Raw genomic sequence first — 24,766 nt, 5'->3', positions numbered from 1 at the left:
CCCAATCATGAACTCCCTAGCCGAACTGGTCCGTGCCTACCAGGCCGAGACGCTGAAGCTCCCTGCGCTGTTCGAAGCGCTGGCGGCGCGCGGTGCCCTGCCCGATGCCGAGCATCGGGCGGAAACCGCGTGGCTTGAACAACAACGCAGCGCGGGTGACCTCGAGTCGCTTGTCATCAAGGCGCTGCTGGCCAAGCTGGCCGTCGTGCAGTCGCAGGCCGGTCCGGCACAGCCCGATCACGATGCCGACGCCACCATGGTCAAGCCGGCGACCCAGCGCCCGCCCGCGTCGATCGCCACGCCCGACGACGATGATGTCACCCGTTTGCAGCCGGCTTCGCAGCCCGCACCGGCCGACCTCGACGAGATCACCGTGGTCAAGCCGACCTCGCGCCCCGAACAGGTAGTGGCGGGGGATGAAGCCACGATGGTCAAGCCGGCCTCGGGGGCGTCGCGGCCGCAGGCGCCCGAACGCACCGGCACGCAAGGCACGCGCTCCGGCGTCAGCAGCAGCCAATCGAGCTGGCAGCACATTTCCGATGCGGAAGAGGGCGACTTCGTCACCGTGGGGTCTCTGCTCAAAGGCCGCTTCTATCTCGAGCGGGAGATTGGCCGCGGCGGCATGGGCGTGGTATTCAAGGCGCGTGATGAGCGCAAGGTGGAGGCGCGCGACCGCGATCCGTACGTCGCGGTAAAAGTGTTGAACGACGAGTTCCGCCGTCATCCCGATTCGCTGATCTCGCTGCAGCGCGAATCGCGCCGCTCGCAGCAGCTGGCGCACGACAACATCGTGCGCGTCTACGATTTCGACAAGGACCGCACCATCGTCTTCATGACGATGGAGTACGTCGACGGCTCGGACCTCAAGCAGGTCATTCGCGAGCGGGCCTTCAACGGCCTGCCGCTGGCCGAGGCCAGGCCGCTGATCGAAGGCATGGCGCGGGCGCTCACGCGGGCCCATGCGGCTGGCGTGGTGCACTCTGATTTCAAGCCTGCCAACGTCATGGTGACGCGCGAGGGCGTGCCCAAGGTTTTCGATTTCGGCATAGCGCGCGCCGGCAAGCACATGGGCGATGCGGTGGGCGAACAGACCGTGTTCGATGCCGGCACACTGGGCGCGCTGACACCGGCGTACGCCAGCCTCGAGATGATCCAGGGCAAGGATCCGGTGCCGGGCGATGACGTCTATGCGCTGGGTTGTGTCGCCTTCGAACTGCTGACCGGCAAGCATCCCTACGACAAGGCCAGTGCCGAAGTCGCCATGAAGGAAGGCCGCAAGCCGCCGCCGGTGAAAGGTCTGACCAAGCACCAGTACAAGGTGTTGTGCGCCAGCGTGGCGTTCACCAACGCACAGCGCCTGAAAAGCGCCAACGAACTGGTCGAGGGCTTGCGCGAGGTGGGCTTGCGCGAGCGGACCATGCCGTACCTGATCTATGGCGTGCCGGCGCTGCTGGCGGTGGCCGGCGGCGTGTGGGCCTGGACCAGCTACCGGCATAGTCATCAGGTGGCGGAGGTGATCGGCCGCTTCACCATGGTGCGGCCGGATCACTACGCCAACGAGAACCAGGCGCTGCAGGCGCTCAATGCGCTCGGCGACGACGATCGCAAGCGCATCGTGGTCGACCAGAACGACCTGATCCAGAATTTCCTGCTGAGCCGCATCGATGCCTACTGGGACCCGGCGAAGGATCGCTACGACTACGCCGGGACACAGCGGGTGTTCAAGCTGCGCGATGACCTGAAGTTGTATTCGCCGGCCCTGGACATCAAACGCAGCGCCGTGGAGAAACAGCGCAACGACCTGCTCAACACCCTGGATACCCAGCTGAGCCAGCAGATCAGCGCCGACGCCATCTTCGAGAATCAGCCTGACAACGTCGTCACGACCCTGGCGCACATCCGCGCCATCGATCCGGGCAGCGCGCTGCTCAGGAACGCCGAGCTCGAGCTCAAGTACGACGCGGCGATCGGCAAGGCCATTGACGCTGGACACGTGGACGAGGCCATGGCGGACCTCAAGCTCGCCAGCAGCCTGTTTCCCGACTCCAGTCACCTGAAGCAGCGCGCTGCGCAACTGGATGAACTGGGCAAGGCGCTGGCGGCACAACAGCAGCAGCAACAGCAGGCGAAGCTGCTGCAGCAGCAACGCGAGCAGACCTTGCAGACGCTGACCAGCTTGCTCGGCCATGCCAGCAATGCCGATGACTGGCGCAACCAGGCAGCCGCTGCGTACCGCGATACCGCAAAGCTGCTGCCGGATGATCCGCGCCTGGCGGAACAGGCCACCCGACTCAAGCAGGCATTGACGGCCCAGGCGACCGAGAAGCAGGCCGCCGGCGATCTGGCCAGTGCGATCGGCATCGCCGGGTTTGGCATCGAACTGTTTCCCGGCGATTCGGCGCTGTCGGCAACGCGCCAGACCTTGCTGGACCAGCAGAACAAGCTGGCGCAGCAGGCGGCTACGGAAGCTCAGCGCAATGCGCTGGCCAAGGGCCGGGTGACCGATTTGCTGGCGCGGCCGCTCGGCACGGTGGTCTGGTTGCAGGACCTCAAGAGCGCGCTGAACAATGCGCGCACCCAGATCGGCGCCGATTCGCCCGATTTCGCCGCGTTGCGTGGCGGTGTCGATGCCAGCGTGATCAAGCTCGCCCGCGATCGCATCGCCGCAGGCGATCTGGATGCGGCCGAGCGTATCGGCAAGGCGGGCCAGCAACTCGATCCCGCGGAAGCGGGTTATGCGAAAGTGCTGGCCGAGGTCAGCAACGCCCGCACCGTGGCCCAGCAAAAGAACCTGCAGCAGCAGGCACAGGCGCTCGCCGATGCCCGCACCCGCCTGGCCGCGCTCGGCGCGAAGCCGGCGCTGACGCCGGACTGGCAGCAGTCGGTGACGAGTGCCTTGCAGACCTTGCGTGCCGATACCTCGCCGGAGACTGCTCGCACCCTGGATGCCTTGGGTACGGCCATCGCGGGTGAGGCCAGTCGGTTCGCCGACCCGCAGCATCTGCCGCAGGCCCGCCTGGCGGTGGACTTCGGCCTGAAGTACATGCCGAAGTCGGCGCCCTTGCTCGCCGAAGATGCCAAGCTCGATGCGCTTCAGCAGACTCTCCAGGCGAAGGCTGCGCAGGAGAGTGCCGATGCCGAAGTGAAATCTCGCATCGAATCGATGAAGAGCGCCGTGGCGGCTGGCGATGTGGGCAAGGCCAGCCAGTCGCTGGCACGCATCCAGACCCTGCAACCGGACAACCCGTTCCTCAAGACCGAAGGACCGAAACTGCTCGCCGATGCCTATCTGGGCCAGGCGCAGGACACGTTCCAGAAAGGCCGCTACCAGAAGGCCGCGGATGTCATGGCGCAGGCCGTCAAGACCCTTGGCGGCAACGCCGAACTGCGTTCGGCCAAGGCGCGCTACGACCTCATAGCCGCCATCATGGCAGCGGGCAGACGGCCACTGGCCAGCGCCGACTACGACCAGTTGAAACGGCAGCTCGAGAGCGTTCGCCGCCTGGACGCCAGCGCGCTGGCCGAGCTGGAATCGGAGATGCGCATCCGCGGTCAGTTGCCCGCGAAATCGCTGGCCGAACAGCTGGATCGACTGAAACCGACCGGTGCCACACCGACCGGTGCCTCGACGCCCTTGCCGGCTTCGCCCGCCAATCCTGCCGAAGAGCCGCAGCCAACCGTCGTACCCGGCGCGACGCCGGGAATCGCCGGCAAGCCGGGTACTGCAACCCGGCCGACCCCGACCGGCGCACCGGCCGCGCCGGCCGAGCCCCCGGGGGCGGATCCCTGCGCCAGGCCCGGGCTGGCCGGCAAGGGCAAGTTCTGTTCCGACAGTATCGGCGGCGCGCGTGGCCCGCTGCTGGTCGTGGTGCCGGGGCCTGGCGGTGGCAAGGCGTATGCCATGTCGCGCGCAGAGATTTCGATCAACGAGTTCAATCAGTTCTGCCGGGCTACCGGCAAGTGTGCAGCCACCGCGGTGAACGACCAGGATCTGGGCAACGCGCCGATCAGCAACATCAGCCTTGATCAGGCCCGGGCCTATGCACGCTGGCTCAGCGACCTCAGTGGCGGCTATGCCTACCGACTGCCCACCGACGAGGAATGGGTGCGCGCGGCGAAGGCGGGCGGCGGCTGGAAGCAGGCTGAGGACAGCAACTGCATCCCGCCATCGGCCGGCGGCGCCGACGGCAGTGGTGCGGCGGTGTCGCCGCGCGGGCGTTCGCGCAACCCGTGGGGACTGGTCAACATGACCGGTAACGTGTGGGAGTGGGTGGTCGACGGCGGCAGCGTGATGGCGCGCGGTGGCAGCTTCAGCAGCTACTGGTCCGACTGCAGCGTCGACACCCGCCGCGCCGACAGTGGCTCACCTCAAAAAGATGTAGGTTTCCGGGTGCTCAGGGAGCTGAAATGACCGAACGCGAGCGGGCCATCAATCAGGATCTGCACGTGCTGGACGAAGCGCACCGGCTGGGCAGGATCACGCGTGCCGAATACCGCGCCCGTCGTCGTCGGGTGCTGGGTTCGCTGTACGACAGCAGCGGCGTGGTCACCGCACGCAAGACCCTGGTGCCCGGCATTGCAACGACACAGCGCGCACGCCACGTGCACCAGGGCCCGGCCGATGCGTCGGCGGCATCGGGACGCGCCTTGACTACCTTGCTGACAATGCGGCCGGGGCTCCCCTGGAAGCCGCTGCTGGCCATCCTGGCCGGCGCCGTCCTGCTGGTCTTCGTGGCCTGCTGGCTGCTGCGCGGAGCTTGACGGCAGTCGCCTTGGCCGGGCGGCTCGTTCTTCAGCCGGTCATGGGGCCGCCTGGTCTTTGCCCGACGTCATTCTTCATGCCTGGTCAGGTAAAGCAGCCCGCATCCCAACAGCGCAAGCGTGCCGGTCAGTCCGGACAAGTCCATCACCTGTCGATGGCGGCGCCATTCCTGTTCGTAGCTCCAATGAATCGTGCTGACAGCGGATTCGATCTGCATGATCACGCCAGCCCCGTTGACCAGCAGGTTCATCTGTTCACCGCGCAGCAGCCTGGCGCGCGGCGCGGCGCGGGGGTAGAGCGTGAATAGTCGATGCCAGGTTTCGCCGCGCTGGTTAACCGCGATCTCGATGAGCGAATCGCCGCCCGGGCCGATATAGACGCCGTCCATGACCCGCAGATCGGCCTTGCCGGGCAAGCCTGCAAAGCCGTAGCGACCCGCCTCGCCGAACCAGCAAATGGCCGCCAGGGCGACGATGGCCTGCAGGACCGGAAGCAGCGTCCTGTGCCGGCTCAGGCGCGGCATGCCAGTTGTCCCTGGACCTCGTTGATCGAATCGCGGATGCGCTTGCTGAAGACTGAATCGTCGTGGTGGATCAGTAGCAGGTGTTCAGTGGCACGGGTCATGGCGACGTAGAGCAGGCGGGCTTCGTCGGCTTCGCTCTGGCCGGGCTTGGGCAGCGAGCCGAGGCCGGGGATGATCACGAACGGAAACTCCAGGCCTTTGCTGGAATGCATGGTGACCAGCTTGACGCTGTCCTCGACCACGAACAGGGTGTGCTTGCCGGTGCCGTCGGCAAGCCGGCTGGGAATGCCGATGCGCTGCAATGCTTCGTGCAGCTTCTCGCCTTCCCACTGGTTGCGAAACAGTACGGCCATGTCGGAGTACGGGCGGCCGCCGGCGTATTCGTCGCGCAGCCGCGCGATCAACACGTCGAGTTGCGCGCGCGCGGTGTCGGTGCGTACCAGTTCGGGCAGCGCGCCGCGACGGCCGGCGCTCTGCGGCGCGATCAACGGTACGCCATCGTCATCGTCGCCGCGCGAGTCGAGCAGTTCGTTGGCGAACAAGCGCGCCACCGAGAGAATCTCCAGCGTATTGCGGTAGTTGAGCTTGAGGATGGTGGTGCGGCCCTGCGCCTGCACGCCGAGGCTCTTCCAGCTGATCTTGCGCCGATCGGCGTTGCCGTAGATGTTCTGTGCGTCGTCGTACAGCACCAGCAGCGAATTGGTGGCCGGATCGATCATCTGCACGATCAGCTTGTACCAGTCCGGCTCGAAATCGTGACCTTCGTCGATCAACACGGCGCCGTACTGGAAGCGCGGAATCTGGCCGCGATCCACGCCGGCGATCACCGCCGGCGGCAACGCCTCGAAGAACGCCTTGCCGTTGCCCGGCGGCAGCGGCTCGTTATAGGCCACCAGCATCTTGCGGCACCATTTGTGGAAGTTGTAGACCTGCACCTTCTCGCTGAGGCCGCGTTCGCCGATCAGCTGTTCGAGCCGTGCAGCCAGCGTCTTGTTGTAGCAGAGCACCAGGATGGGCTTGGATAGCTCACGCGCCAGCTGCATCGCACGGAAACCCAGGATCATCGTCTTGCCCGAGCCCGCCACGCCGTGGATGATCCGGTGCTCGTCGCCGAGCGAACGCGCCAGCTGCTCCTGCTGCGAGTCCATCACCTTGACCAGGTCGGGAATCTCCAGCGGACGCACGGCCGTATCGGTGGGGCCGAACAGGCCGAACTGGCCGCTGCCCGGTTCCACCCGCAACTCGGGGAAAAGGTGCCAGCGCACACGGTCGATCTGCGGCAGGGTCAGCGTTACCGGGAACACTTGCGGGAACATCGCCCACAGCCGCTCCTGGAACGCTTCGGCGTCGACCGTCTCGTACAGCTCGTCGCGACAGATCACCAGATGCTCGGGCAGCACCTCGCCCAGCGCACCTTCGCCGAATTGTCGGCGGGTGATATTGGCCAGCACCACGCCCCAGGCCCAGGGCATGATCAGCTTGCCGGCGTGGCGGGAACCCTGCGGATGGCGCAGCGCCGGATCGCGCTCCAGCACCACGCCGATTTCCAGCGCGTAGGCGCGCGCCTGCAACAGCGGGTTGTTCTCCTTGACCAGGCCGCGCTCGGTGACCAGGGTGAACTGGGTACTGTCGGCATGACGGATGGTGTCGGCCTTCCAGTCCTTCACCTCCAGCACCAGCAGGCCGCGGCGCGGGTGGAACACCACGAAGTCCGGATGGCGCTGCTTCAAGCCTACCGGCACGTCGTACCAGAGCAGGTAGTCGTCCTCCAGCTTTTGCTCCAGCCGCTCGGACACACGCTTCTCGCCGCCGGTCATGCGCGGCAGACAGCTATTGCGGGAGGGAATGAGTGTTGCCACGGGAGCCCCTGACTGACGTGTCCGGTGGACGTTAGCCGATAGGGCTGGGCTGTCAATGCTGACCGGAGCGCACGGGATTGCGGACACCGCCCGAGCAGGCGATGAACTCGCCCATCACCAATGCAGCAAGTGCTCCGGCGGCACATCCATGCGTCGGCAGGCGCGGCTGGCGATACCGTCCTTCAATGCGGCGCGGAATACGGGCGCGACCGCCCACAGCGCGTGGGCCGCTAGTCGGGCCTGGCGCTGTCGCCGGGAGGTGAAGCCCAGCATGTCGATGGCCCAGCCTGGAAGAAGCGCCGCGCCAGCGTGCAGAAACAGATCGCGCGACAACGCGGCCGCAGGCACCGGCAGGCGTACCTGGGACAACAGTTCGAGCACCGCGCGCGAGCGCTCGGTGAAAGCCAGTTCCGGCTGGATGCGGTGGAAGTAGTCAGCGACGGCCCGCTCCGAAGCAGGCACCGCGCGGGCACCCAGCGCCTCGGCGATCCGGCGCACCTCGTCGTAATAGCGATCGCCGGCCCCGGCGGGCGGCACCACATGGCTGTAGCGGCGATAGCCCTGCAGGAAACAGTAGGCCTCGGTGACGTGCACCCAGGTCAGCAGTGCAGGATCGTTGGCGGCGTAGGGACGTCCATCCTCGCCATGGCCGGTGATGTGCGTGTGGATCATGCGCACATGTTCGATCAATGCATCGGTCTGCGCGCGCGGGGCGTAGGTAGTGCCGCCGACAAAGGCGGTGGTGCGGCGCAGCCGGCCGAGCAGATCGCCGCGGAAATTGGAATGATCCCAGACGCCAGCCAGTGCCAGCGGATGCAGCGTCTGCAAGGTCAGCGCCGCCAGTCCGCCGGCCAGCATGCCGGGGAAGTCCGAATGCACACGCCAGGTGGCGCTGTCCGGACCGAACCAGCCCGGATCGCCCGGGGGATGATCGTAGTCGACACCGCCGGTCCGGGCGCGAGGAAAGGCGCTCAGCACCCAATGCCGGATCGCGGCGCGAGCGGGGCGGATTGGCGCGGCGGCAACCCGCGCAAGGAAAGTCGATGGCGATGGCATGGCAGCAGTCTAACCGGCGGCCATGCGCGCCAATCCACGTTCAGTTCTCGAGTGCGGCATCCAGCGTAATGGTGGCCTTGAGCACTTTCGAGACCGGGCAGCCCAGCTTGGTTTCCTGTGCGATCTTCTCGAACGTGGCTGCATCCGCGCCAGGCACCTTGGCCCGGCAATCCAGGTGGACGGAGGTGATCGAGAAGCCGTCGCCATCCTTGTCCAGCGTCACCGCCGCCCGGGTGTCGATGCTGTCGGCGGTGAGTCCGGCGTTGCCTAGTCCAAGCGCAAGCGCCATGGAGAAGCAGCCGGCATGGGCAGCCCCTATCAGTTCCTCCGGATTGGTGCCCGGACCGTCCTCGAAGCGGGACCTGAAGCCGTAGGGTGCCTCGCGCAGCACGCCGGTGTCGGTCGAAATGGTGCCTTGGCCGTCCTTGATGCCACCGGACCAATGCGCCGATGCGGACTTTTTCATGGCTTATTCTCCTGGAACGGCCTGTGCCGGTGGGCTGACGAACAAGTGCGCACTGTGCCGCGCGGTTCATGCAGGCGGCGCGAACGTATCGCCCGGAGGGCTTCACGCGCGATTGCCCGCGCAGCCCGTATGCTTGGTGATCGCCGCCCATCGGAGTTCGCATGCCGTTTGCCATTCAGCACGATCGCGCCGCGCATCGCTTCGAGACACGGGTGGAGGGTGCCAGCTGCGAGCTTGACTACACGTTGACGTCAGGCGCGAAGCCCGAGGTCATGACCATCACGCATACTCGTGTACCGGCCGAAGTGGGCGGGCGCGGCATCGCTGCCGCTCTGATGGAGGCAGCGGTGCAGACTGCCCGCGATGAAGGCTGGACGGTGCTGCCGGTCTGCTCCTACGCCGCCGTGTGGATGCAGCGCCACCCGGCATATCGGGATCTGCTGGGCTGAAACATCGCTATCATCCAAGGCATGGCCGACGTCACCACCTCCTGGAGAGATTGCCTTGTCCCGCTGGCTTGATCCATCCGCGCTGGTCGGCGCGGCGTGCCGTCCATGACCAAGTCGGCCAAACAAGGCGCCGTTGCGCGACAGGCAGGCGGCTGGCGTCCGTGGCGTTTCGTCAAAGGCCGCCCGCGCATGATCCTGTCGCTGGCAATCTTCATTGGCGTCGCCGGGGCCTTGTCGGCGTCGGGAATGCGCCTGTCCAACGCGGTGCTGCTCAGTTTCGATCTCGCCGCCGTGGTTTTTCTCGGTGGACTCGCGTACCTGTTCAACCATGCCGAGCCCGCGCACATGCGCAGCCAGTCCCTGGCACTGGATACCGGCCGATGGGGTGTACTGTGGGGGGGCGTGGCCCTGTCGGCGGTAGTTCTGATCGCGCTGGGCGGCGAACTGCATGCGGCCAAGGGCGGCGGCCTGCTGGAACTGGCCGTTGCGGTGGGGAGCATCATCCTGAGCTGGCTGTTCCTCAGCGCGATGTTCGCGATCCACTACGCGCATGGCTATTACGGCGACTACGGCGACAAGCACAAGGGCCTGGAATTCCCCGACACCCCCGAGCCCGACTATTGGGATTTCGTGTATTTCTCCACCGTGATCGGCATGACGTTCCAGGTCTCCGACGTGCAGATCACCAGCGACTACCTGCGCCGCGTGGTATTGCTGCACAGCGTGATTGCGTTCTTCTTCAACGTGTTCATCATCGCCATCACGGTGAACATCGTGGCCGGGCAGGGCGGCTGATCACACCGTCCAGCCGCAGGCCGGCAGGCAGCGAAGGACGCGAAGGGGCGGCATCGCCGCTCCATCCCGTTCTTTCAAGCATCCTCCGATGAACGCACGATCCGCCGCTTTTCCAGCCGCTGCCCTGGGCTGCGCCCTCGTCACCGCGCCCGCGATCCGCAGGCAGGTGAATCCGCCGGCGGCTTCTGCTGTGCGCGGCAGCGGCGGATACTTGGCACTACCGTCCGCAGGTCCTCGCGCATGAGCTCGTCGTTTGCCCGCCAGCTTGGTATCGAACATCCGCTGATCCAGGCCCCGATGTCCAGCTCGACACCACCGGCGCTGGTGGCCGCCGTGTCGAATGCGGGCGGGCTGGGCTCGCTGGGTGCCGGCTACCTGGAGCCGTCGGCGATCATCGAGCAGGCGGGGCAGATCCGCGCGCTGGGCGACCGGCCTTACGCCATCGGCCTGTTCGTGTTGCCGGATGAGTTCGATGCCGACATGGCCGCAGTGGCGAAGGCGCGCGCGCAACTCGATGCACTGATGGCGCGCGAAGGCCTCGACGTGCGTACCAGCCTGCCGTCGCGCTGGGCGCCGCGCTTCTCCGATCAGTTTGCCGCGCTGTGCGAAGCGCGCCCGGCGGTGGCGATGTTTGCCTTTGGCGTGATCAGCCCGGCGCAGCGGCGCGAACTTCAACGACGCGGGATCTACGTCATCGGCACGGCCACCACGGTCGCCGAGGCGCGTGCCTGGGCGGATGCCGGGGCCGACGCGGTGTGCGTGCAGGGTGCCGAGGCCGGTGGCCATCGCGGCACGTTCCTGCACCACGAGGAAGACGCGATGATCGGCCTGTTCGCGCTGCTTCCGCTGGTGGTCGGGGCGTTGTCCATCCCGGTGATCGCTGCCGGCGGAATCATGCACGGCCGCGGCGTGTTGGCTGCGGAGGTGCTCGGTGCGGCGGCCAGCCAGCTCGGCACGGCCTTCCTGGCTTGTCCGGAGTGCTCAGCCGCCGAGGCGTGGAAGCGGGATCTGCCGCACGTCGAGGATCACCAGGTCACCACGATCCGGGGTTTCTCCGGACGTGCGGCTCGCGGCCTGCGCAACCGCTTTGTCGAGGCGATGCCGGAGCCGGCGCAGGGGTTGCCGTATCCGGTATTGAATGCGCTCACCGCGCCGCTGCGCCGGGCGGCGGCGGCGTCTGGCCGCGGCGATCTGCTGTCGGAGTGGTGCGGTCAGGCGGCCAGCCTGGTACGGCCGCAGCCGGCTGCCGAGCTGGTGGCGCGCCTGATGTACGAATATCGCCTGGCACGCAGGGCGCTGGTGTCCTGACCGGGCTTCCGCGTCAAGGCGCCCTTGACGGCAAGCCGGTTATACTTCGCCCGCGCCATGTCGCGCTGCTCTTCCGCATCGAGGCTCATCCTCTTGAGTACTGCCCGCACGAACAAGTCCGTCACCACGGCCACCCTGCGCAAGTCGGTCATCGACGCGCTCGAAGAACTGAAAGCCAAGGATGTGCGCGAAATCGACGTTCGCGGCAAGACCTCCATCGCCGACCTGCTGGTGATTGCATCCGGCACCTCCGCACGCCATGTCAAATCCATCGCCGATGAAGTCGGCAAGTTCGCCAAGAAAGCGGGTGTGATGCCGCTGGGCGTGGAAGGCGAGCAGGAGGGCGAATGGGTACTGGTCGACCTGGGTGATGTGATCGTCCACGTGATGCTGCCACGCATCCGCGAGTTCTACGGCCTGGAAAGGTTGTGGACGGTGGGCGACCACGGGCACGAAGTCGACGCCGCGCAAGCGAGTTGAGTTTCGTGTGGGGCGCGTTGCCAGATTGCCCGCTCGCGTCAATCCCCTCCCGGCAGGGGAGACGATGCAGGCGCGGTGCTGCGCGCGAATTGCTCCATGAGAGCGGCGCATGCGCGCACGCCTGATCGCCGTCGGCGAACGCATGCCAGGCTGGGTGGCCGAGGGCTTTGCCGAGTACCGCAAGCGGCTCTCGCATGACCTGCCGCTGGAGTTGATCGAACTGAAGCCCGGCATGCGTGGCAAGGGCCGCGACGATGCCCGGGCGATACAGGACGAGGGCGCCGCAATACTCGCCGCCTTGCCGCACGATAGCCATGTGGTCGCGCTTGATGGCCGCGGCAAATGCTGGTCCAGCGAGGAGCTGGCCGCACAACTGGCGAAGTGGCGCATGACCGGGCGCGATCTGGCCTTTCTGATCGGTGGCCCCGATGGCCACGCGCCCGACGTGCTGGGGCGCGCTGACCAGCGCTGGTCGCTCGGTCCGTTGACCCTGCCGCACATGCTGGTGCGACTGGTGCTGGTCGAGCAGCTATACCGTGCCACCACGATCATGGGGGGGCATCCCTACCATCGCGGCTAGGCCGCGATATGCTTGGCCCCTCCCCATTCGCGGCCATACCTGCATGCCCATACAGATCAGGCAAGCCACCATCCTCGATCTCGACGCTGTGGCGCCACTGTTCGACAGCTATCGCCAGTTCTACGGCCAGCCAGCCGATCTGGCGCGAGCGCAGGATTTTCTGGCCGAGCGCATTCGCCTGCACGAATCGGTGATCCTGCTGGCCCATGACGATGAGGACGGAGAATGGCTGGGATTCACCCAGTTGTATCCGCTGTTTTCCTCGGTGCGCACGGTGCGCACCTGGTTGCTCAACGATTTGTTTGTCGCCGCGGCCGCACGTCGGCGAGGCGTGGCGAAGGCTCTGCTGGATGCGGCAGCCGGGCATGCGCGGGCGCTGGGTGCGGCCAGTCTGTCGCTGTCGACTGCGCTGGACAATGCACCGGCGCAGGCGCTGTACGAATCGATGGGCTGGGAGCGTGACCGCCAGTTCTGCGAGTACAGCCTCACCCTGTAAGGCGTTACGCTGGCGGCTCTTTCACCGGGCGTAACTCGCATGCTTCATCTCGCTTCGCAGTCGCCGCGCCGCCGCCAGCTGCTGGAACAGATCGGTGTGGCGTTCGCCGTGCTCCAGGTCGACGTGGCAGAACAGCGGGCCGCGAATGAATCACCGCGGGACTACGTGAGCCGGGTGGCGTGCGACAAGGCGCGTGCCGGCTGGGCCAGCTTGGATCATGCCGGCGACGTCGTGGTGCTCGGCGCCGATACCGAGGTGGTGCTGGACGACGAAGTCTTTGGCAAGCCGCGGGACGCGGACGCGGCGGCGGCGATGTTGCGTCGCCTGTCGGGACGTACGCATGCAGTGATCTCGGTGGTCTGGCTGGTCGGTGCCGCGGGCGAACAGTGCGGGAGCTGTGTATCGCAGGTACGCTTTGCGCAGCTGGACGAGCCCACCATCGCCGCCTATGTGGCCACCGGTGAGCCGTTCGGCAAGGCCGGTGCGTATGCGATCCAGGGTCGCGGCGCGATGCTGGTCGAGCATTTGCAGGGCAGTTACTCCGGGGTGATGGGGTTGCCGGTGTTCGAGACGGCCCGGTTGCTGCGCCGGTTCGGCATCATTCCGCCATGATGCCTTTCATCCGGCAAGGCCGAGCAGCACGAACCAACCGGCCACGCCCAGCAGGTTGTTGAGGCCGTGGGCGAGCACGCCGGGCCAGATCGAACCCGAGCGCAGCCGCAACCACGTCAGCACCAGTGCCAGCAGCAGCAGGTCCGGCAATGCGTACCACTGGAAATCCAGGCCGGGCAGGTGGATCAGCGCAAACGCCAGCGAACTGATCGCCACACCCCGGCCGATGCCCCAGCGTTCCAGCAGCGCCGACAACAGCACGCCGCGAAACAGCAACTCCTCCACCAGCGGGCCGACGCTCACCACTGCCAGCATCAACGGAATGCGCAGCGCCAGCGGTGCGCTGCTGCCCAGTTGCTGGATGGCCTGTGGCACCGCATGGCCGTGCGCCAGCAGCCAGGTCAACAGCGCACCCAGCCATGGCGCCATCAATCCGACCGCAACCGCCAGGGCGAAGAACCGTTGCCGACGTGGCGATGCAACCCCCAGTCCCGGCGGTTGTGCCTGCGACCACAGCAGAGGCCATCTGCGATGCGCCAGCCACAGCGTCAGTGGTGCTGCAATACCGAGCGACAGCGTCGCCAGCAAGGCCCCGGCGACAGGCTGTTCCAGCGCGGTGGGAATGGCATGACCGGGGCCCGGCCCATTGCGCTGGAGGGCCGCCATCAGGCTGATCATTCCCGCCGCCAGGGTACTGACGACCACTTGCAGCACGAAATAGGTGGCGATCAATCCCGCTGCGCTCCACAGGCCGGGAGCGCGTTCTGGCGTCGGCGGTGGGCGCGATGGCAAGGAAGGTGGCGGGGCAGAGCGGTTCACTTCCACATGGAAACCAGGCTGGACGATGTGTGCGTAGACGGGGCCGGGTGCGGTAATCGCAACCGGCCCCGGCGAGGATCGAAAGCCGGTTTCAGCCGATCAGCATGGCCCGGCCCACGCCAAACGAGGCCATCACCAGTACCGCGGCCCAGGCCAGCATGCCCATCACGAAGCCCGGGCCGCGTTTGCCGGCATCGGCGAGATAGGCCACCGCGTACCAGGCCCGGCCGACGATCCATACCAGGCCCGCGACGCCGGCCCAGCCGGTGAAGCCATAGTTCGCGGCCAGCCACAGCAGGGGCAGGAACATCACGGTCTGCTCCAGCGTGTTCATCTGAACCCGGTATGCGCGTTCGAATGCCGGGTCGCCGCTGGTCGCGGGCGCCTTCACCCCGTACTTGCCGCGGGCATGGCCGACGGCCCACATGGTGCCGAACAGCAGCAGCACGGTGAGCAGGGTCACCAGGGCGGGCAGATGGGTCATGCGGTGTTCCTCACGAAAGGTGGACTACTGTAGCCGCAGCAGCGCTTTGGCGCTGGCGCGACCGGCGCGCTATCGTCGGCCGGCGTCTGGACGCGAGCATCAGTCAACGAGGAACTTTATGGATTGGCGGAAAGGCGGCAGCAGCAGCAACATCGAGGTCGGCAGCAGCGGCGGTGGCCGGGGCTTCGGCGGTGGCGGCGGACGCATGGGAATCGGCGGTCTGATCGTGCTGGCCCTCATCGGCTGGGTGTTCTTCAAGAACCCGCTGGCCTTGCTCGATCAAGGTGGCCAGTCATCCGCGCCCACCGAGAACAGCACGCCGACGCAGGTGGATCCACAGCAGAAGGCCTTCGTCAGCGCGATCCTTCATTCTACCGAGCAGAGCTGGGGCGCGATCTTCCAGGCCAGGGGGGCGACCTACATCGAGCCCAAGCTGCACCTGTTCAGCGGCGGCGTGGACACGGCCTGCGGTGGCGCCGGCACGGCAGTGGGGCCGTTCTATTGTCCGGGCGATCAGAAGGTCTACCTAGACGTGGCGTTCTTCCAGCAGCTGCAGGACGAGCTGCAGTCCTCGGGCGATTTCGCGCGAGCGTATGTGATTGCGCACGAGATCGGTCATCACGTGCAGAAGCTCACCGGCGTGTTCGACAAGGTCGACGCGGCACGCCGTCGGGGTGCGCCGATGGACGGTGCCGACGGCTTGTCGGTGCGGCAGGAGTTGCAGGCCGACTGTTATGCCGGCGTGTGGGCCAACCACAGCCAGCAGGAGCTGAACTGGCTGCAGCCGGGCGATATCGAGGAGGCACTCAATGCCGCCAGCCACATTGGCGACGACACCTTGCAGCAGCAGGCGCAAGGTCGGGTACGCCCCGACACGTTCACGCATGGCACCTCCGAGCAGCGCGTGAGATGGTTCAAGACCGGCTTTGCCGGTGGCGACATGGATCAGTGCAATACGTTTGCCGGCGAACCCTGAGCGGGTTCTCTCCGTCCGGGCAGTGAAAGGCCCGCCGCACGGCGGGCCTTTCTCGTTCTAGAATTCACGGCTGCGCGCCTCGGGGTGCGCCTGAGTCGATTCGATGCAACATCCCTGTCTGCGCTGCGGTGTCTGCTGCAAGTTTTTTCGCGTGTCCTTTCACTGGTCGGAGGCCGAGGCCTCGCTGGGCGGATGCGTACCGCCGGAATTGACCGAAAAGTTCGACCCCCACCGGCTGGTGATGCGCGGTACCAATGCCGCGCAGCCGTACTGCGTGGCATTGCAGGGCACGGTCGGCGAAGCCGCGCACTGCGGCATCTACCCGCGACGCCCTTCGGTATGCCGCGAGGTCCCGCCGTCGTGGGAGTTCGGCGCGAGCAGCCCCCAATGCGACAAGGCGCGGCTCGCCCATGGCCTGCCGCTGCTGACACCTGCCGACTGGGTCGAGCCGTTCGATCCTGCCGGCCCGCTGACGCAGATCGCCTGACCGCATCGATCGAGTGCGCCTAGGGTGATGTGCCGGCGTCGTTGCGGAAGGCGAGCACGAACTGCTTCAGATCGCCGGCGCTGACGTCGGAGATGGCGACGTAGCGCATGCCGTCGGCCGTCCAGCGGATGACGGTGTAACCGTGGCGCTGTACTTCGGGTTGCGCGGTTGTCGTCGAATCTGTCGGCCACTGGTAGAGGTTGATCACATGCAGGTGCCGCTTGTAGATCAGGGCAGCGACGCTGCGTCCGCCGATCGCATCGAGACGGCCGCCGATCAACGGGAACCCCTCGCCGGCCAGGTCCTTCACTCGCGGCGAGAAGTCAAGCTTGCCCTCGAACCAGGGCTTTACTGTGTGCTGATCGGTCGACACCACGTCCGTCAGGTGGTGCGCCTGCAGCGAGCGGACGTGGCTGGAGACCGCCTCGGCCACGACCGGATTGCCGTCCTCCGCGCTGCGTTGCCGCAACGCGGTGATCCAGGCCGGGCTGGTGAGCAGCAGCGCGCCGGCAAACCCGGCGGCCATCGCGTAGGCGAGCGGCATGCGCCGGGGCCGGGAGGATGTCGGCGGGGCGGGCCTCGCCGTGGGTTGCGCGGCAATCCAGCGTTCGCGCAATGCATCGGGCGCGCGGTGGTAGAGCCCTGGTTGTGCCAGTGCCTTGCGCAGCCGCTCGTGGATGCCATAGCTCGCCGCGCATGCGGCGCAATCCTGCAGGTGCCTGGCCATGTCCGCGCTTTGCGCGGCGTCCAGTTCGTCGTCGAGATAGGCGTGCACCAGCAGCCGGGCGTCGTCACACGTCATGGCGGCGTACCTCCCTGGGACGGTGGGTCAGTTCTGCTCTCAGGCGGTCGCGGGCCCGGGCAAGCCGGGACATGACGGTGCCGATCTTCTGTCCGGTGATCGCGGCGATCTCCTTGTAGGAGCACTCTTCCAGCTCGCGCAGCACGAGCACTTCGCGCAGTGGAGAAGGCAGCCGTTGGAGCGCCAGCTGCAGGGTGCCGACGTCGACCGCCAGCAAGGTCAGGGTCTCCGGGGAAGGGCCTTCATCGACGAGCGGGCGGGTGTCTTCGTCCAGTGACTCGTGCAGGCCGCTTTGCGGAGTTTTCGTGCGCAGCGTGAAGTAGGTGTTCCGCACAATGGCGAGCAGCCAGACCCTCACGTCGTTGCCGTGGAAGCTGTCGAAGTAGCGCAGCGCCCGCAGCATCGCTTCCTGCACCACATCCTGCGCATCCGCATCATTGCGCGCGAGCCAGCGTGCGAGGTTGTAGGCCGCGTCAAGACAAGGCAGCACGAGCGCCTCGAAGCGTGCGCTGCGGATGCTGTCCGGGTTTGGCGGCATGACATGCAGATCGGCGGTCATAAGAGGACTACCTCGATTGACCTGACTTTATTCCGGACGCGCAGAAGCGGGAATAGGCGATCCAGGCGAGCGGTAATGCATGGAGAAGGGCAGCAAGGCATACGCGGCTTCCCATCCCCGGAGCGGTTGTTCGACCGCTCTCTCCTGCGGAGTGTTCATCATGCAAAAACACGACAACGAAGCCGGCAGCCGACGGCAGTTCCTCAAATGCATGGCCTGGGCCGGGGCCGGCACGCTCTGGTTGATGAAGGGCGGCGTGCTGCGCGCCCAGCCGTTCGGTGATGGTGCGACCACGGCATCTTCGGCAGACGCCAGCTTCAGCTTTGCGCAGATCAGCGACTCTCACATCGGCTTCCACAAGGAACCCAACATGGACGTGGTGGGCACCCTGCGCGCGTCGGTGGCGCAGGCCAATGCGCAGGCTGCGCCTCCGGATTTCCTGCTGCACACCGGCGATCTCACGCATCTGTCGAAACCTTCGGAGTTCGACACGCTGGCCGGCGTGATGCAGGAATCGCACGCGCGCAAGGTGTTCTACGTGCCCGGCGAGCACGACGTGATCGGCGACAATGGCGCCGAATTCTTTCGCCGCTTCGGCGAACGCCAGCACGCCGGCGGCTGGTACAGCTTCGACCATCGCGGCGTGCATTTCGTCGGTTTGATCAACGTGCTCAATCTCAAGGCCGGCGGGCTCGGCTCGCTGGGTGGAGCACAGCTGGCCTGGCTGAAAAAGGATCTTGCCGGGCTGTCGGCCGAAACCCCGCTGGTGGTGTTCGCCCACATGCCGCTGTGGCCGCTGTATCCGCCATGGGGCTGGGGCACGGAGGACAGCGCCGAGGCGATGGGCTGCCTGCGGCGTTTTGGTTCGGTCAGCGTGCTCAACGGCCATATCCACCAGATCCAGCAGAAAGTGGAAGGCAGCATCACGTTCTACACGGCGCGCTCGACGGCCTACCCGCAGCCGGCACCCGGTGTCGGCGCCGGGCCCGGGCCCATGAAGGAGGTCGCGCCGGGCGCGCTGCATCGCTATCTCGGCATCCGCGACATACGCCATGTGCGGGGCAGCCAGGCGCTCGCCGTGACCGAGGAGGTGCTGTCATGAAAGCGGCTGGCCCTGGATCGGCGCGACCGCGCGCGTCGTGTTGGTCTGCCGGCGCGCTGGTGATGGTGGCGTTCTGCTGCGTCGGCATCGTCTCGCCCGCCGCCATGGCTGCCTCGGCCTCGAAAGCCGTGCAGCCGCAGCAGCAGATACGGATACGCAACTTCGCCTTCGCGCCCTCGACGTTGACGGTGCCCGCAGGTACCCGCGTGGTGTGGACCAACCAGGACGAGGAGCCCCACGTGATCGCCAGCGCCGGCGCACTGTTCGCCTCCTCGAAGGGGCTGGACACTAGCGACTCCTACGCCGTGACGTTCTCCAGGCCGGGCACCTACGCCTACTACTGCTCGATCCACCCGATGATGGTCGGCGTGATCATCGTGCAGTAAGCGGGGCGATCGGGCCGTCGAAGCGGTAGATGTCCATCGCCAGCAGGCCCATGTCGATGCCGGCGTCGATCCGTTGCGCCTGCGTGTTCGCGCCCGCCGCGCCAAGCGCCACGAACAACGGCAGCAGGTGCTCGTCGGTGGGGTGGGCGCGCTCGGCGAACGGTGCCTGGCGGCGATAGTCGAGCAGCGCCTCGATATCGCCGGCAGCGAGCTTCTGTTCGATCCAGTCGATGAACGGCTTCACGTACGGCGCCTGCCGCTCGTCGCTGTAGCCAGCGCCAAGGTCATGCAGGTTGTGGGTGATGCTGCCGGAGCCGATCACCAGCACCCCTTCGTCGCGCAACGGCGCCAGCGCCTGACCCAGCGCGTACTGGTGGGCGGGGCCGAGTTCGGGGTGGATCGAGACCGGTACTACGGGAATGTCGGCGTCCGGATACAGCAGGCGCAGCGGCACCCACGCGCCGTGGTCCAGTCCGCGCGTGGGGTCGGCCCTCGGCGTCAGCTGCGCCTGATCCAGCAACTGCACGACGCGATCGGCCAGGACCGGCGAACCGGGTGCCGGGTAGCGCAGTTGATGCAGCGCCGCGGGAAAGCCGCCGAAGTCGTGGATGGTTTCCGGTGCGGCTGCGCTGCCGACCAGCGGCCGTCGCGACAGCCAGTGCGCGCTGGCCATGACGATCGCCTTCGGTCGCGGCAACACGGCCGCCAGTTCGGCCAGTCGTTTGCCGGTCAGCCCGGGTTGCAGGGCGGTCATCGGCGAACCGTGCGAGATGTACAGACTGGGCAGGGTGGTCATTGGGGGTTTGCTCCGCGGGAATCCATGCCGTCATGGTGGGGGCGCATGGAGGATATGCGGAGCCCGCTGGCGGAAACGATGTGTCGTCGGCAGCGCACGATGGCGGTGCGTCACTTGATCGTGGGGATGCCAAGCCCGAACCGCAGCGGATCGAGCAGCGCACCGTAGTGGCCTGCGCGCGCGGTATCGCGCTGCAGCGGCCGGCGCACCTGTGCCGCGCTGGCAGTGCGCACGCTGCGCGTTGCCCGATCGTAGTGGAGGCAGGCTGGATCGAACGGCAGTCCGCAGAATGCCAGCAGCGCGCGGATCTCATGTTCCGGCTCGGCCAGCAGCGCTTCGTAGCGCTGGATGCGGATGCGCCGCGGATCGGCGGCCTGCCACTGCGCCATCACGCGTTCGTAGTCGCGGATATAGGCGGCGATGTCGGTCAGCGTGCAGGCGAAATGCGGCAGCCGGTAGAACTGCTGCTTGTAGCAGGACCAGCCGGCCTCCAGCGCAGTGCGGCGGGCGTCCACGATGCGTGCGCCCGGCAGCATCGCAGCGAGCACGCCGGTGAGCAGCCAGTTGGACGGCAGCTTGTCAGTGTGGCGTGGCCTGGTCCGGCGCCAGCGCGCGGTGCGTTGCAGATAGCGCTGGCCCAGTCGCTGCCAGTCGTCGGCGCTGGCGCCGCCGATCCACTGCAGCAGCGGCTGGCGGCGGCGGGTGGATTCCTCGCCGAGCACCTGTTCCAGGTCGGGCAGTTCACTGGCGCCTTCGACCTCGGGATGGGTGGCGAGGATCTGCTCGAACAGCGTGGAACCGGAGCGCGGCAACCCGACGATGAAGATCACCTCGTGGCCGAGCGTGGCATCCGCAGGTGTCGGCAGGCCGGCCGAGGCGGCGAGCATCGCGTCGACGTGTGCATGGAACGCTCCCGCATGCCATGTCGCCAGCTCGCGCAGTTGCGCGTTGGCTGTGTTCAGTGCGGCAAACGCCTGCTCGTACTGGCACTGGTCCTCGTACGCCTTGCCCAGCGCAAAGCCCATCGCGATACGGTCAGGCGGGTCGATGTCGGTGCGGCGCAGCGCCGTCGCCAGCTGTTCGCGATCGATCCCGGACAAGGGCCGCGTCTTCATGTTCGCCAGCCCGCGCCAGGCGTCGCCGCAGGCGGGATGCAGCGCGAGTGCCTCGCGATAGCGAGCATCGGCATCGTCGAAACGGCCTGCGTGCACCAGTGCGTCGCCAAGCAGGATCAGCGCGGGCAGGAAATCCGGCGCCAGTGCGTGAACCTGCCGCAGCGCGTCGATCGCCGCGCCGGTATCGCCCTGTTGCTGCAGGTTGCGGCCGAGGTTGAACCACGGCATCGCTGACTCCGGCGCCAGCGCACAGGCCTGTCGCCAGCTGGCGAAGGCGTCATCCAGCTCGCCGGCGGCCTGTTGTACGTTGCCCAGATCGGAATGCGCCAGCGCGTAGTCCGGCCATTGCGCGATGGCCCGTTGCAACATGGCCCGCGCCTCGTCATGCCGCTGCGCGCGGGTGTGCAGGATGCCGTACAGCCGCAGCGCTTCCGGATGCTCCGGCGTCATCGCGAGAACCGTATCCAGCGCCTGCCGTGCGGCGCCTTCGACACCTTCACGAATGGCCTGTGCCGCCGCCTGCAGTTGCTGCACGGCTGCAGGTGCGAGACCGTCGAGACACGGTTCGGCACGGTTGCGCTGGCACTGTTCGATGGAAGGGCTGGACATGCGACGGTTTCGCAGCGGCGACGATCCAGCCGATGGTACGTCGTCGCGCGGGTGCTTATCGAGCGGCCCGTCGCCATCCTGTTTCTGCACGCATCAGTCGAACGACAAGATGATCGTGTTGGTGCGCCTGGTCGCGCCGCTGGCCCAGGGGCGAACGGCGCGATCCGAAACGGTTACTTGCGACGCGGCGGTTTGCCGCCGCTCGGCCGCGGCTTGAAGCCACCTGGCTTCTTGAAGCCACCCGGCTTGTGCGATGGCGGCGCACTGGTGCCGGTGTCGGTGCCGTCCCACTCGTGGATGCGCAACTGTTGCTGCACCACCCACACTTTCTTGAGGTGCTCGAACACTTCCGCCGGCATGCCTTCGGGCAGATCGATCAGGCTGTAGTGATCGCGGATGCTGAGGCGGCCGATGAACTGGCTTTCCAGGCCGGCCTCGTTGGCAATCGCGCCGACGATGTTGCCCGGCTTCACGCCATGTTCGTGGCCGACCTCGACGCGATACGTCCGCTTGCCTTCCTCGGTGGCATGCGCGCGCACCGGACGATGGCCGACGTCGCGCGGTGCCGCGTTCTCGTGCGCGCCATGTTCGCGCGGACGCTGCTCGTGCGCCCTGGGCTCGCGCGGCGGATGGCTGGCACCAGTCGTTTCGCGCGCACTCGGCGGACGTCGCTCGCTGCTCGTACGCTCGCGCGGTGCCGCGCGGTCGACGCGCTCGCGCGAGGCGGGTTCGTACTTTTCGCGCTTCGGCTGCGGCGCCAGCAGCAACGGCTGATCGCCCTGGGCGATGCGTGCCAATGCGGCGGCGATCTCGATCGCCGGCACGTTGTGCTCCTGCTCGTACTGTTCGATCAGCTGCTGAAACTGGCCGAGATCGCCCTGCGCTAGCATGTCGCTGATGCGCTGCTTGAACTTGCCGATGCGCACGTCGTTGACCACGTCGACCGACGGCAGCTGCATCTGCTCGATCGGCTGGCGGGTGGCACGCTCGATCGCGTTCAGCATGCCGCGCTCGCGCGGGCTGACGAACAGGATCGCGTCGCCGGCGCGGCCGGCCCGGCCGGTGCGGCCAATCCGGTGCACGTAGCTTTCGGTGTCGTAGGGAATGTCGTAGTTCAGCACGTGGCTGATGCGGTCCACGTCGAGGCCGCGCGCAGCCACGTCGGTGGCGACCAGGATGTCGAGCTTGCCGTCCTTCAGTTGCTGGATGACCCGCTCACGCTGTGGCTGGGCGATATCGCCGTTGATGGCGGCGGCGGCGAGCCCGCGCGCCTGCAGCTTGCCCGCCAGTTCCTCGGTGGCCTGCTTGGTGCGCGCGAAGATGATCATCGCGTCGAACGGTTCGGCCTCCAGGATGCGGGTCATCGCATCGAGCTTGTGCATGCCGCTGACGAACCAGTAGCGCTGGCGGATGTTCGGCGCGGTGCTGGTGGAAGTCTTGATGGTGACTTCGACCGGATCCTTCAGGTGCTTCTGTGCGATCTTGCGGATCACGCTGGGCATGGTCGCCGAGAACAGCGCGATCTGGCGTTGCGGCGGCGTCGCCTGCAATACCTTCTCGACATCGTCGATGAAGCCCATGCGCAACATTTCGTCGGCTTCGTCGAGCACCAGGAAACGCAGCTCGGACAGATCCAGAGTGCCCTTGTCCATGTGATCGATCACGCGGCCGGGCGTGCCGACCACGACGTGCACGCCGCGCTTCAGCGAATGCAGCTGTGGGCCGTAGCTCTGACCGCCGTAGATCGGCAGCACCTGGAAACCGGGGATGTGCGCGGCGTAGCGCTGGAACGCTTCAGCCACCTGGATGGCCAGTTCACGCGTGGGCGCCAGCACCAGAGCCTGCGGCTTGCCGGCGCGCGGGTTGATCCGCGACAGGATCGGCAGCGCGAACGCGGCGGTCTTGCCGGTGCCGGTCTGCGCCTGGCCGAGCACGTCGCGACCTTCCAGCAAGGGCGGGATCGTGGCAGCCTGGATCGGCGAGGGGGATTCATAGCCGACGTCGGCGAGTACACGCAGAACGTCGGGGTGCAGTGCGAGTGCGCCAAAGCCGGACGGAACCGGGGCGTTGTCGGAAATGGGGGCTGACATGGGGTACCTCAGAACAGATGGCAGCGTCGGAAATGCGACGCGCGGGTCGTGCATTCTACCAGCCTCCGCGTTGGTGCGTCCGGCTTCTCGCTGAACGCGGCACGGGCCGGGTAGCGGTTATGCTCTGCGGCCTGCCGGACGCGAGGATGCGCATGCCCGAAACGATTTCCGAACAGCGTCTGCATGGCGGCGTGCAGGGTTTCTATCGGCATCATTCCGAAGCCTGTGCCGGACCGATGCGCTTCGCCGTGTATCAGCCTCCGCAGGCCAGGGTGAAGCCGTGTCCGGTGTTGTATTTCCTTGCCGGGCTGACCTGCAGCGAGGAGACCGCCACGATCAAGGCGGGCGCACAACGGGCGGCGGCCGAACTGGGCCTGGTGCTGGTGATGCCGGACACCAGTCCGCGCGGCACCGGCATCGACGGCGCCACCGGTGACTGGGAGTTCGGCGAAGGCGCCGGGTTCTATGTCGATGCCACCGAAGCGCCTTGGTCGTCGCGCTTTCGCATGCACAGTTACGTGGTTGACGAACTGCCGGCCCTGATAGCCGCGCAGTTCCCGGTGGATGCGTCACGCAGCGGCATTTGCGGCCATTCGATGGGCGGTCATGGCGCCTTGACCATCGCCCTGAGGCATCCGGCGCGTTACCGGTCGGTGTCGGCGTTCGCGCCCATCGTGGCGCCCACCCAGGTGCCGTGGGGGCGCAAGGCGCTACCGCGCTATCTGGGCGACGACCCGCAGGGATGGACCGGCTACGACGCCTGCGAGCTGGTACGGCGACAGACGTTTCCCGGCACGATCCTGATCGACCAGGGCGAGGCTGATCAGTTCCTGGAAACCCAGCTGAAACCCGAGCTGTTCGACCAGGTCTGCGCCGAAGCGGGACAGCTGCTGCTGCTGCGCCGGCATGCCGGCTACGACCACAGCTACTGGTTCATCACCAGCTTCATCGACGATCACCTGCGCCACCATGCCGGGGCGATGGGATTGTTGTGAGGGAGGTTCATTCCCACGAAAGCGGGAATCCAATGTCTTCGATCTTGCGAAGTTCCTGCGAAGGCGAATGGAGCCGTGCTTTCGCGGGAACGGCGAGCGTGGCGAGCTTGCCACCCGGAGGAGTACCGCGTTCACCGGTGCCGATGGCTACCGCAAACGA

At 66.8% G+C, this 24,766-nt stretch carries 25 protein-coding genes; 14 read left to right on the top strand and 11 right to left on the bottom strand.

Going from position 1 to position 24,766, the window contains the following annotated elements; all coding sequences use genetic code 11:
- The first annotated feature begins 7 nt into the window (after window positions 1-7).
- Both ACFPME_RS15755 and ACFPME_RS15750 read left to right on the top strand, forming a co-directional pair.
- Window positions 8-4,411, top strand: a complete 4,404-nt coding sequence (locus tag ACFPME_RS15755; protein WP_377306610.1) for a protein kinase domain-containing protein — start codon at window positions 8-10, stop codon at window positions 4,409-4,411.
- A complete protein-coding gene (locus ACFPME_RS15750) occupies window positions 4,408-4,761 on the top strand; it encodes a hypothetical protein (protein WP_377306609.1) in 354 nt (117 codons plus the stop codon). Before ACFPME_RS15755 ends, ACFPME_RS15750 begins: the two co-directional genes overlap by 4 nt.
- 68 nt (window positions 4,762-4,829) lie before the next feature.
- Here the strand turns inward: ACFPME_RS15750 and ACFPME_RS15745 are convergent, their stop codons facing one another.
- From ACFPME_RS15745 to ACFPME_RS15730, 4 genes are all read right to left on the bottom strand, one after another.
- A complete protein-coding gene (locus tag ACFPME_RS15745) occupies window positions 4,830-5,285 on the bottom strand; it encodes a hypothetical protein (RefSeq protein ID WP_377306608.1) in 456 nt (151 codons plus the stop codon).
- Complete coding sequence (locus ACFPME_RS15740; RefSeq protein ID WP_377306607.1) at window positions 5,273-7,144, bottom strand: 3'-5' exonuclease; 1,872 nt, start codon at window positions 7,142-7,144, stop codon at window positions 5,273-5,275. The genes ACFPME_RS15745 and ACFPME_RS15740 overlap by 13 nt, the downstream gene beginning before the upstream one ends.
- Before the next feature lie 114 nt (window positions 7,145-7,258).
- Window positions 7,259-8,200 carry an oxygenase MpaB family protein gene (locus ACFPME_RS15735; RefSeq protein ID WP_377306605.1) on the bottom strand — a complete coding sequence of 314 codons (942 nt, stop codon included), beginning with the start codon at window positions 8,198-8,200 and terminating at the stop codon, window positions 7,259-7,261.
- Window positions 8,201-8,240: 40 nt separating this feature from the next.
- Window positions 8,241-8,666 carry an OsmC family protein gene (locus ACFPME_RS15730; protein WP_377306604.1) on the bottom strand — a complete coding sequence of 142 codons (426 nt, stop codon included), beginning with the start codon at window positions 8,664-8,666 and terminating at the stop codon, window positions 8,241-8,243.
- Between the two features lie 161 nt (window positions 8,667-8,827).
- Here ACFPME_RS15730 and ACFPME_RS15725 point away from each other — a divergent pair, with 161 nt between their 5' ends.
- The 7 genes from ACFPME_RS15725 to ACFPME_RS15695 all read left to right on the top strand — a co-directional run bounded on the left by ACFPME_RS15725 (window position 8,828) and on the right by ACFPME_RS15695 (window position 13,386).
- Window positions 8,828-9,115: a GNAT family N-acetyltransferase gene (locus ACFPME_RS15725; protein ID WP_377306603.1), complete on the top strand. Its 288-nt coding sequence runs from the start codon at window positions 8,828-8,830 to the stop codon at window positions 9,113-9,115.
- Window positions 9,116-9,220: 105 nt separating this feature from the next.
- On the top strand, window positions 9,221-9,910 hold the full coding sequence (locus ACFPME_RS15720) for a DUF1345 domain-containing protein (RefSeq protein WP_377306602.1): 690 nt from the start codon (window positions 9,221-9,223) through the stop codon (window positions 9,908-9,910).
- 240 nt (window positions 9,911-10,150) lie between these two features.
- Window positions 10,151-11,218, top strand: coding sequence for an NAD(P)H-dependent flavin oxidoreductase (locus ACFPME_RS15715; protein WP_377306601.1), 1,068 nt, complete (start codon window positions 10,151-10,153; stop codon window positions 11,216-11,218).
- 93 nt (window positions 11,219-11,311) lie between these two features.
- Entirely contained in the window at window positions 11,312-11,698 is a 387-nt protein-coding gene (gene rsfS / locus ACFPME_RS15710; RefSeq protein ID WP_377306600.1) for a ribosome silencing factor, read from the top strand.
- A 109-nt stretch (window positions 11,699-11,807) separates the two neighbouring features.
- Complete coding sequence (gene rlmH, locus ACFPME_RS15705) at window positions 11,808-12,278, top strand: 23S rRNA (pseudouridine(1915)-N(3))-methyltransferase RlmH (RefSeq protein ID WP_377306599.1); 471 nt, start codon at window positions 11,808-11,810, stop codon at window positions 12,276-12,278.
- Window positions 12,279-12,321: 43 nt separating this feature from the next.
- Window positions 12,322-12,774: a GNAT family N-acetyltransferase gene (locus tag ACFPME_RS15700; protein WP_377306597.1), complete on the top strand. Its 453-nt coding sequence runs from the start codon at window positions 12,322-12,324 to the stop codon at window positions 12,772-12,774.
- 39 nt (window positions 12,775-12,813) lie between these two features.
- Complete coding sequence (locus ACFPME_RS15695; protein WP_377306596.1) at window positions 12,814-13,386, top strand: Maf family protein; 573 nt, start codon at window positions 12,814-12,816, stop codon at window positions 13,384-13,386.
- A 6-nt stretch (window positions 13,387-13,392) separates the two neighbouring features.
- On the opposite strand, the gene ACFPME_RS15690 is transcribed toward ACFPME_RS15695, so the two are convergent.
- Complete coding sequence (locus tag ACFPME_RS15690) at window positions 13,393-14,118, bottom strand: CPBP family intramembrane glutamic endopeptidase (RefSeq protein ID WP_377306594.1); 726 nt, start codon at window positions 14,116-14,118, stop codon at window positions 13,393-13,395.
- A gap of 178 nt (window positions 14,119-14,296) precedes the next feature.
- Window positions 14,297-14,689, bottom strand: coding sequence for an MAPEG family protein (locus ACFPME_RS15685; protein ID WP_377306593.1), 393 nt, complete (start codon window positions 14,687-14,689; stop codon window positions 14,297-14,299).
- A gap of 118 nt (window positions 14,690-14,807) precedes the next feature.
- On the opposite strand from ACFPME_RS15685, the gene ypfJ reads away from it, so the two are divergent.
- Window positions 14,808-15,665: a KPN_02809 family neutral zinc metallopeptidase gene (gene ypfJ, locus ACFPME_RS15680; protein WP_377306592.1), complete on the top strand. Its 858-nt coding sequence runs from the start codon at window positions 14,808-14,810 to the stop codon at window positions 15,663-15,665.
- 103 nt (window positions 15,666-15,768) lie between these two features.
- Window positions 15,769-16,152: a YkgJ family cysteine cluster protein gene (locus ACFPME_RS15675; protein WP_377306591.1), complete on the top strand. Its 384-nt coding sequence runs from the start codon at window positions 15,769-15,771 to the stop codon at window positions 16,150-16,152.
- A gap of 19 nt (window positions 16,153-16,171) precedes the next feature.
- On the opposite strand, the gene ACFPME_RS15670 is transcribed toward ACFPME_RS15675, so the two are convergent.
- A complete protein-coding gene (locus ACFPME_RS15670; protein ID WP_377306590.1) occupies window positions 16,172-16,954 on the bottom strand; it encodes an anti-sigma factor family protein in 783 nt (260 codons plus the stop codon).
- Window positions 16,944-17,513 carry a sigma-70 family RNA polymerase sigma factor gene (locus ACFPME_RS15665; RefSeq protein WP_377306589.1) on the bottom strand — a complete coding sequence of 190 codons (570 nt, stop codon included), beginning with the start codon at window positions 17,511-17,513 and terminating at the stop codon, window positions 16,944-16,946. The genes ACFPME_RS15670 and ACFPME_RS15665 overlap by 11 nt, the downstream gene beginning before the upstream one ends.
- A 160-nt stretch (window positions 17,514-17,673) precedes the next feature.
- On the opposite strand from ACFPME_RS15665, the gene ACFPME_RS15660 reads away from it, so the two are divergent.
- Window positions 17,674-18,615: a metallophosphoesterase family protein gene (locus ACFPME_RS15660; protein ID WP_377306588.1), complete on the top strand. Its 942-nt coding sequence runs from the start codon at window positions 17,674-17,676 to the stop codon at window positions 18,613-18,615.
- Complete coding sequence (locus tag ACFPME_RS15655) at window positions 18,612-19,001, top strand: cupredoxin domain-containing protein (protein WP_377306586.1); 390 nt, start codon at window positions 18,612-18,614, stop codon at window positions 18,999-19,001. Before ACFPME_RS15660 ends, ACFPME_RS15655 begins: the two co-directional genes overlap by 4 nt.
- Here the strand turns inward: ACFPME_RS15655 and ACFPME_RS15650 are convergent.
- From ACFPME_RS15650 to ACFPME_RS15640, 3 genes are all read right to left on the bottom strand, one after another.
- Entirely contained in the window at window positions 18,988-19,797 is an 810-nt protein-coding gene (locus ACFPME_RS15650; protein WP_377306585.1) for a DODA-type extradiol aromatic ring-opening family dioxygenase, read from the bottom strand. The genes ACFPME_RS15655 and ACFPME_RS15650 overlap by 14 nt on opposite strands.
- Before the next feature lie 110 nt (window positions 19,798-19,907).
- The gene (locus tag ACFPME_RS15645; RefSeq protein ID WP_377306584.1) at window positions 19,908-21,521 is read right to left on the bottom strand and encodes a sulfotransferase; all 1,614 of its coding nucleotides are present in this window, start codon (window positions 21,519-21,521) and stop codon (window positions 19,908-19,910) included.
- Window positions 21,522-21,694: 173 nt separating this feature from the next.
- On the bottom strand, window positions 21,695-23,611 hold the full coding sequence (locus ACFPME_RS15640) for a DEAD/DEAH box helicase (RefSeq protein WP_377306583.1): 1,917 nt from the start codon (window positions 23,609-23,611) through the stop codon (window positions 21,695-21,697).
- Window positions 23,612-23,757: 146 nt separating this feature from the next.
- Between ACFPME_RS15640 and fghA the strand changes: the two genes are divergently transcribed.
- A complete protein-coding gene (fghA, locus tag ACFPME_RS15635; RefSeq protein ID WP_377306582.1) occupies window positions 23,758-24,606 on the top strand; it encodes an S-formylglutathione hydrolase in 849 nt (282 codons plus the stop codon).
- Window positions 24,607-24,766 lie beyond the last annotated feature (160 nt).

This window comes from Rhodanobacter umsongensis, from assembly GCF_042654965.1.
In the GTDB taxonomy this organism is placed as follows: domain Bacteria; phylum Pseudomonadota; class Gammaproteobacteria; order Xanthomonadales; family Rhodanobacteraceae; genus Rhodanobacter; species Rhodanobacter umsongensis.
This window is presented reverse-complemented; position numbering and strand designations above follow the sequence as displayed.

Excerpts from the sequence above, each read along its gene's own strand:
- ACFPME_RS15685 (WP_377306593.1), bottom strand. The coding sequence starts at position 14,689 with ATGACCCATCTGCCCGCCCTGGTGACCCTGCTCACCGTGCTGCTGCTG.
- fghA (WP_377306582.1), top strand. The coding sequence starts at position 23,758 with ATGCGCATGCCCGAAACGATTTCCGAACAGCGTCTGCATGGCGGCGTG.
- ACFPME_RS15755 (WP_377306610.1), top strand. The coding sequence starts at position 8 with ATGAACTCCCTAGCCGAACTGGTCCGTGCCTACCAGGCCGAGACGCTG.
- ACFPME_RS15750 (WP_377306609.1), top strand. The coding sequence starts at position 4,408 with ATGACCGAACGCGAGCGGGCCATCAATCAGGATCTGCACGTGCTGGAC.
- ACFPME_RS15725 (WP_377306603.1), top strand. The coding sequence starts at position 8,828 with ATGCCGTTTGCCATTCAGCACGATCGCGCCGCGCATCGCTTCGAGACA.
- ACFPME_RS15670 (WP_377306590.1), bottom strand. The coding sequence starts at position 16,954 with ATGACGTGTGACGACGCCCGGCTGCTGGTGCACGCCTATCTCGACGAC.
- ACFPME_RS15700 (WP_377306597.1), top strand. The coding sequence starts at position 12,322 with ATGCCCATACAGATCAGGCAAGCCACCATCCTCGATCTCGACGCTGTG.
- ACFPME_RS15660 (WP_377306588.1), top strand. The coding sequence starts at position 17,674 with ATGCAAAAACACGACAACGAAGCCGGCAGCCGACGGCAGTTCCTCAAA.
- ACFPME_RS15715 (WP_377306601.1), top strand. The coding sequence starts at position 10,151 with ATGAGCTCGTCGTTTGCCCGCCAGCTTGGTATCGAACATCCGCTGATC.
- ACFPME_RS15735 (WP_377306605.1), bottom strand. The coding sequence starts at position 8,200 with ATGCCATCGCCATCGACTTTCCTTGCGCGGGTTGCCGCCGCGCCAATC.
- ACFPME_RS15645 (WP_377306584.1), bottom strand. The coding sequence starts at position 21,521 with ATGTCCAGCCCTTCCATCGAACAGTGCCAGCGCAACCGTGCCGAACCG.
- ACFPME_RS15745 (WP_377306608.1), bottom strand. The coding sequence starts at position 5,285 with ATGCCGCGCCTGAGCCGGCACAGGACGCTGCTTCCGGTCCTGCAGGCC.
- ACFPME_RS15730 (WP_377306604.1), bottom strand. The coding sequence starts at position 8,666 with ATGAAAAAGTCCGCATCGGCGCATTGGTCCGGTGGCATCAAGGACGGC.
- rlmH (WP_377306599.1), top strand. The coding sequence starts at position 11,808 with ATGCGCGCACGCCTGATCGCCGTCGGCGAACGCATGCCAGGCTGGGTG.
- ypfJ (WP_377306592.1), top strand. The coding sequence starts at position 14,808 with ATGGATTGGCGGAAAGGCGGCAGCAGCAGCAACATCGAGGTCGGCAGC.
- ACFPME_RS15640 (WP_377306583.1), bottom strand. The coding sequence starts at position 23,611 with ATGTCAGCCCCCATTTCCGACAACGCCCCGGTTCCGTCCGGCTTTGGC.
- ACFPME_RS15665 (WP_377306589.1), bottom strand. The coding sequence starts at position 17,513 with ATGACCGCCGATCTGCATGTCATGCCGCCAAACCCGGACAGCATCCGC.
- ACFPME_RS15695 (WP_377306596.1), top strand. The coding sequence starts at position 12,814 with ATGCTTCATCTCGCTTCGCAGTCGCCGCGCCGCCGCCAGCTGCTGGAA.
- ACFPME_RS15655 (WP_377306586.1), top strand. The coding sequence starts at position 18,612 with ATGAAAGCGGCTGGCCCTGGATCGGCGCGACCGCGCGCGTCGTGTTGG.
- ACFPME_RS15675 (WP_377306591.1), top strand. The coding sequence starts at position 15,769 with ATGCAACATCCCTGTCTGCGCTGCGGTGTCTGCTGCAAGTTTTTTCGC.
- ACFPME_RS15720 (WP_377306602.1), top strand. The coding sequence starts at position 9,221 with ATGACCAAGTCGGCCAAACAAGGCGCCGTTGCGCGACAGGCAGGCGGC.
- ACFPME_RS15650 (WP_377306585.1), bottom strand. The coding sequence starts at position 19,797 with ATGACCACCCTGCCCAGTCTGTACATCTCGCACGGTTCGCCGATGACC.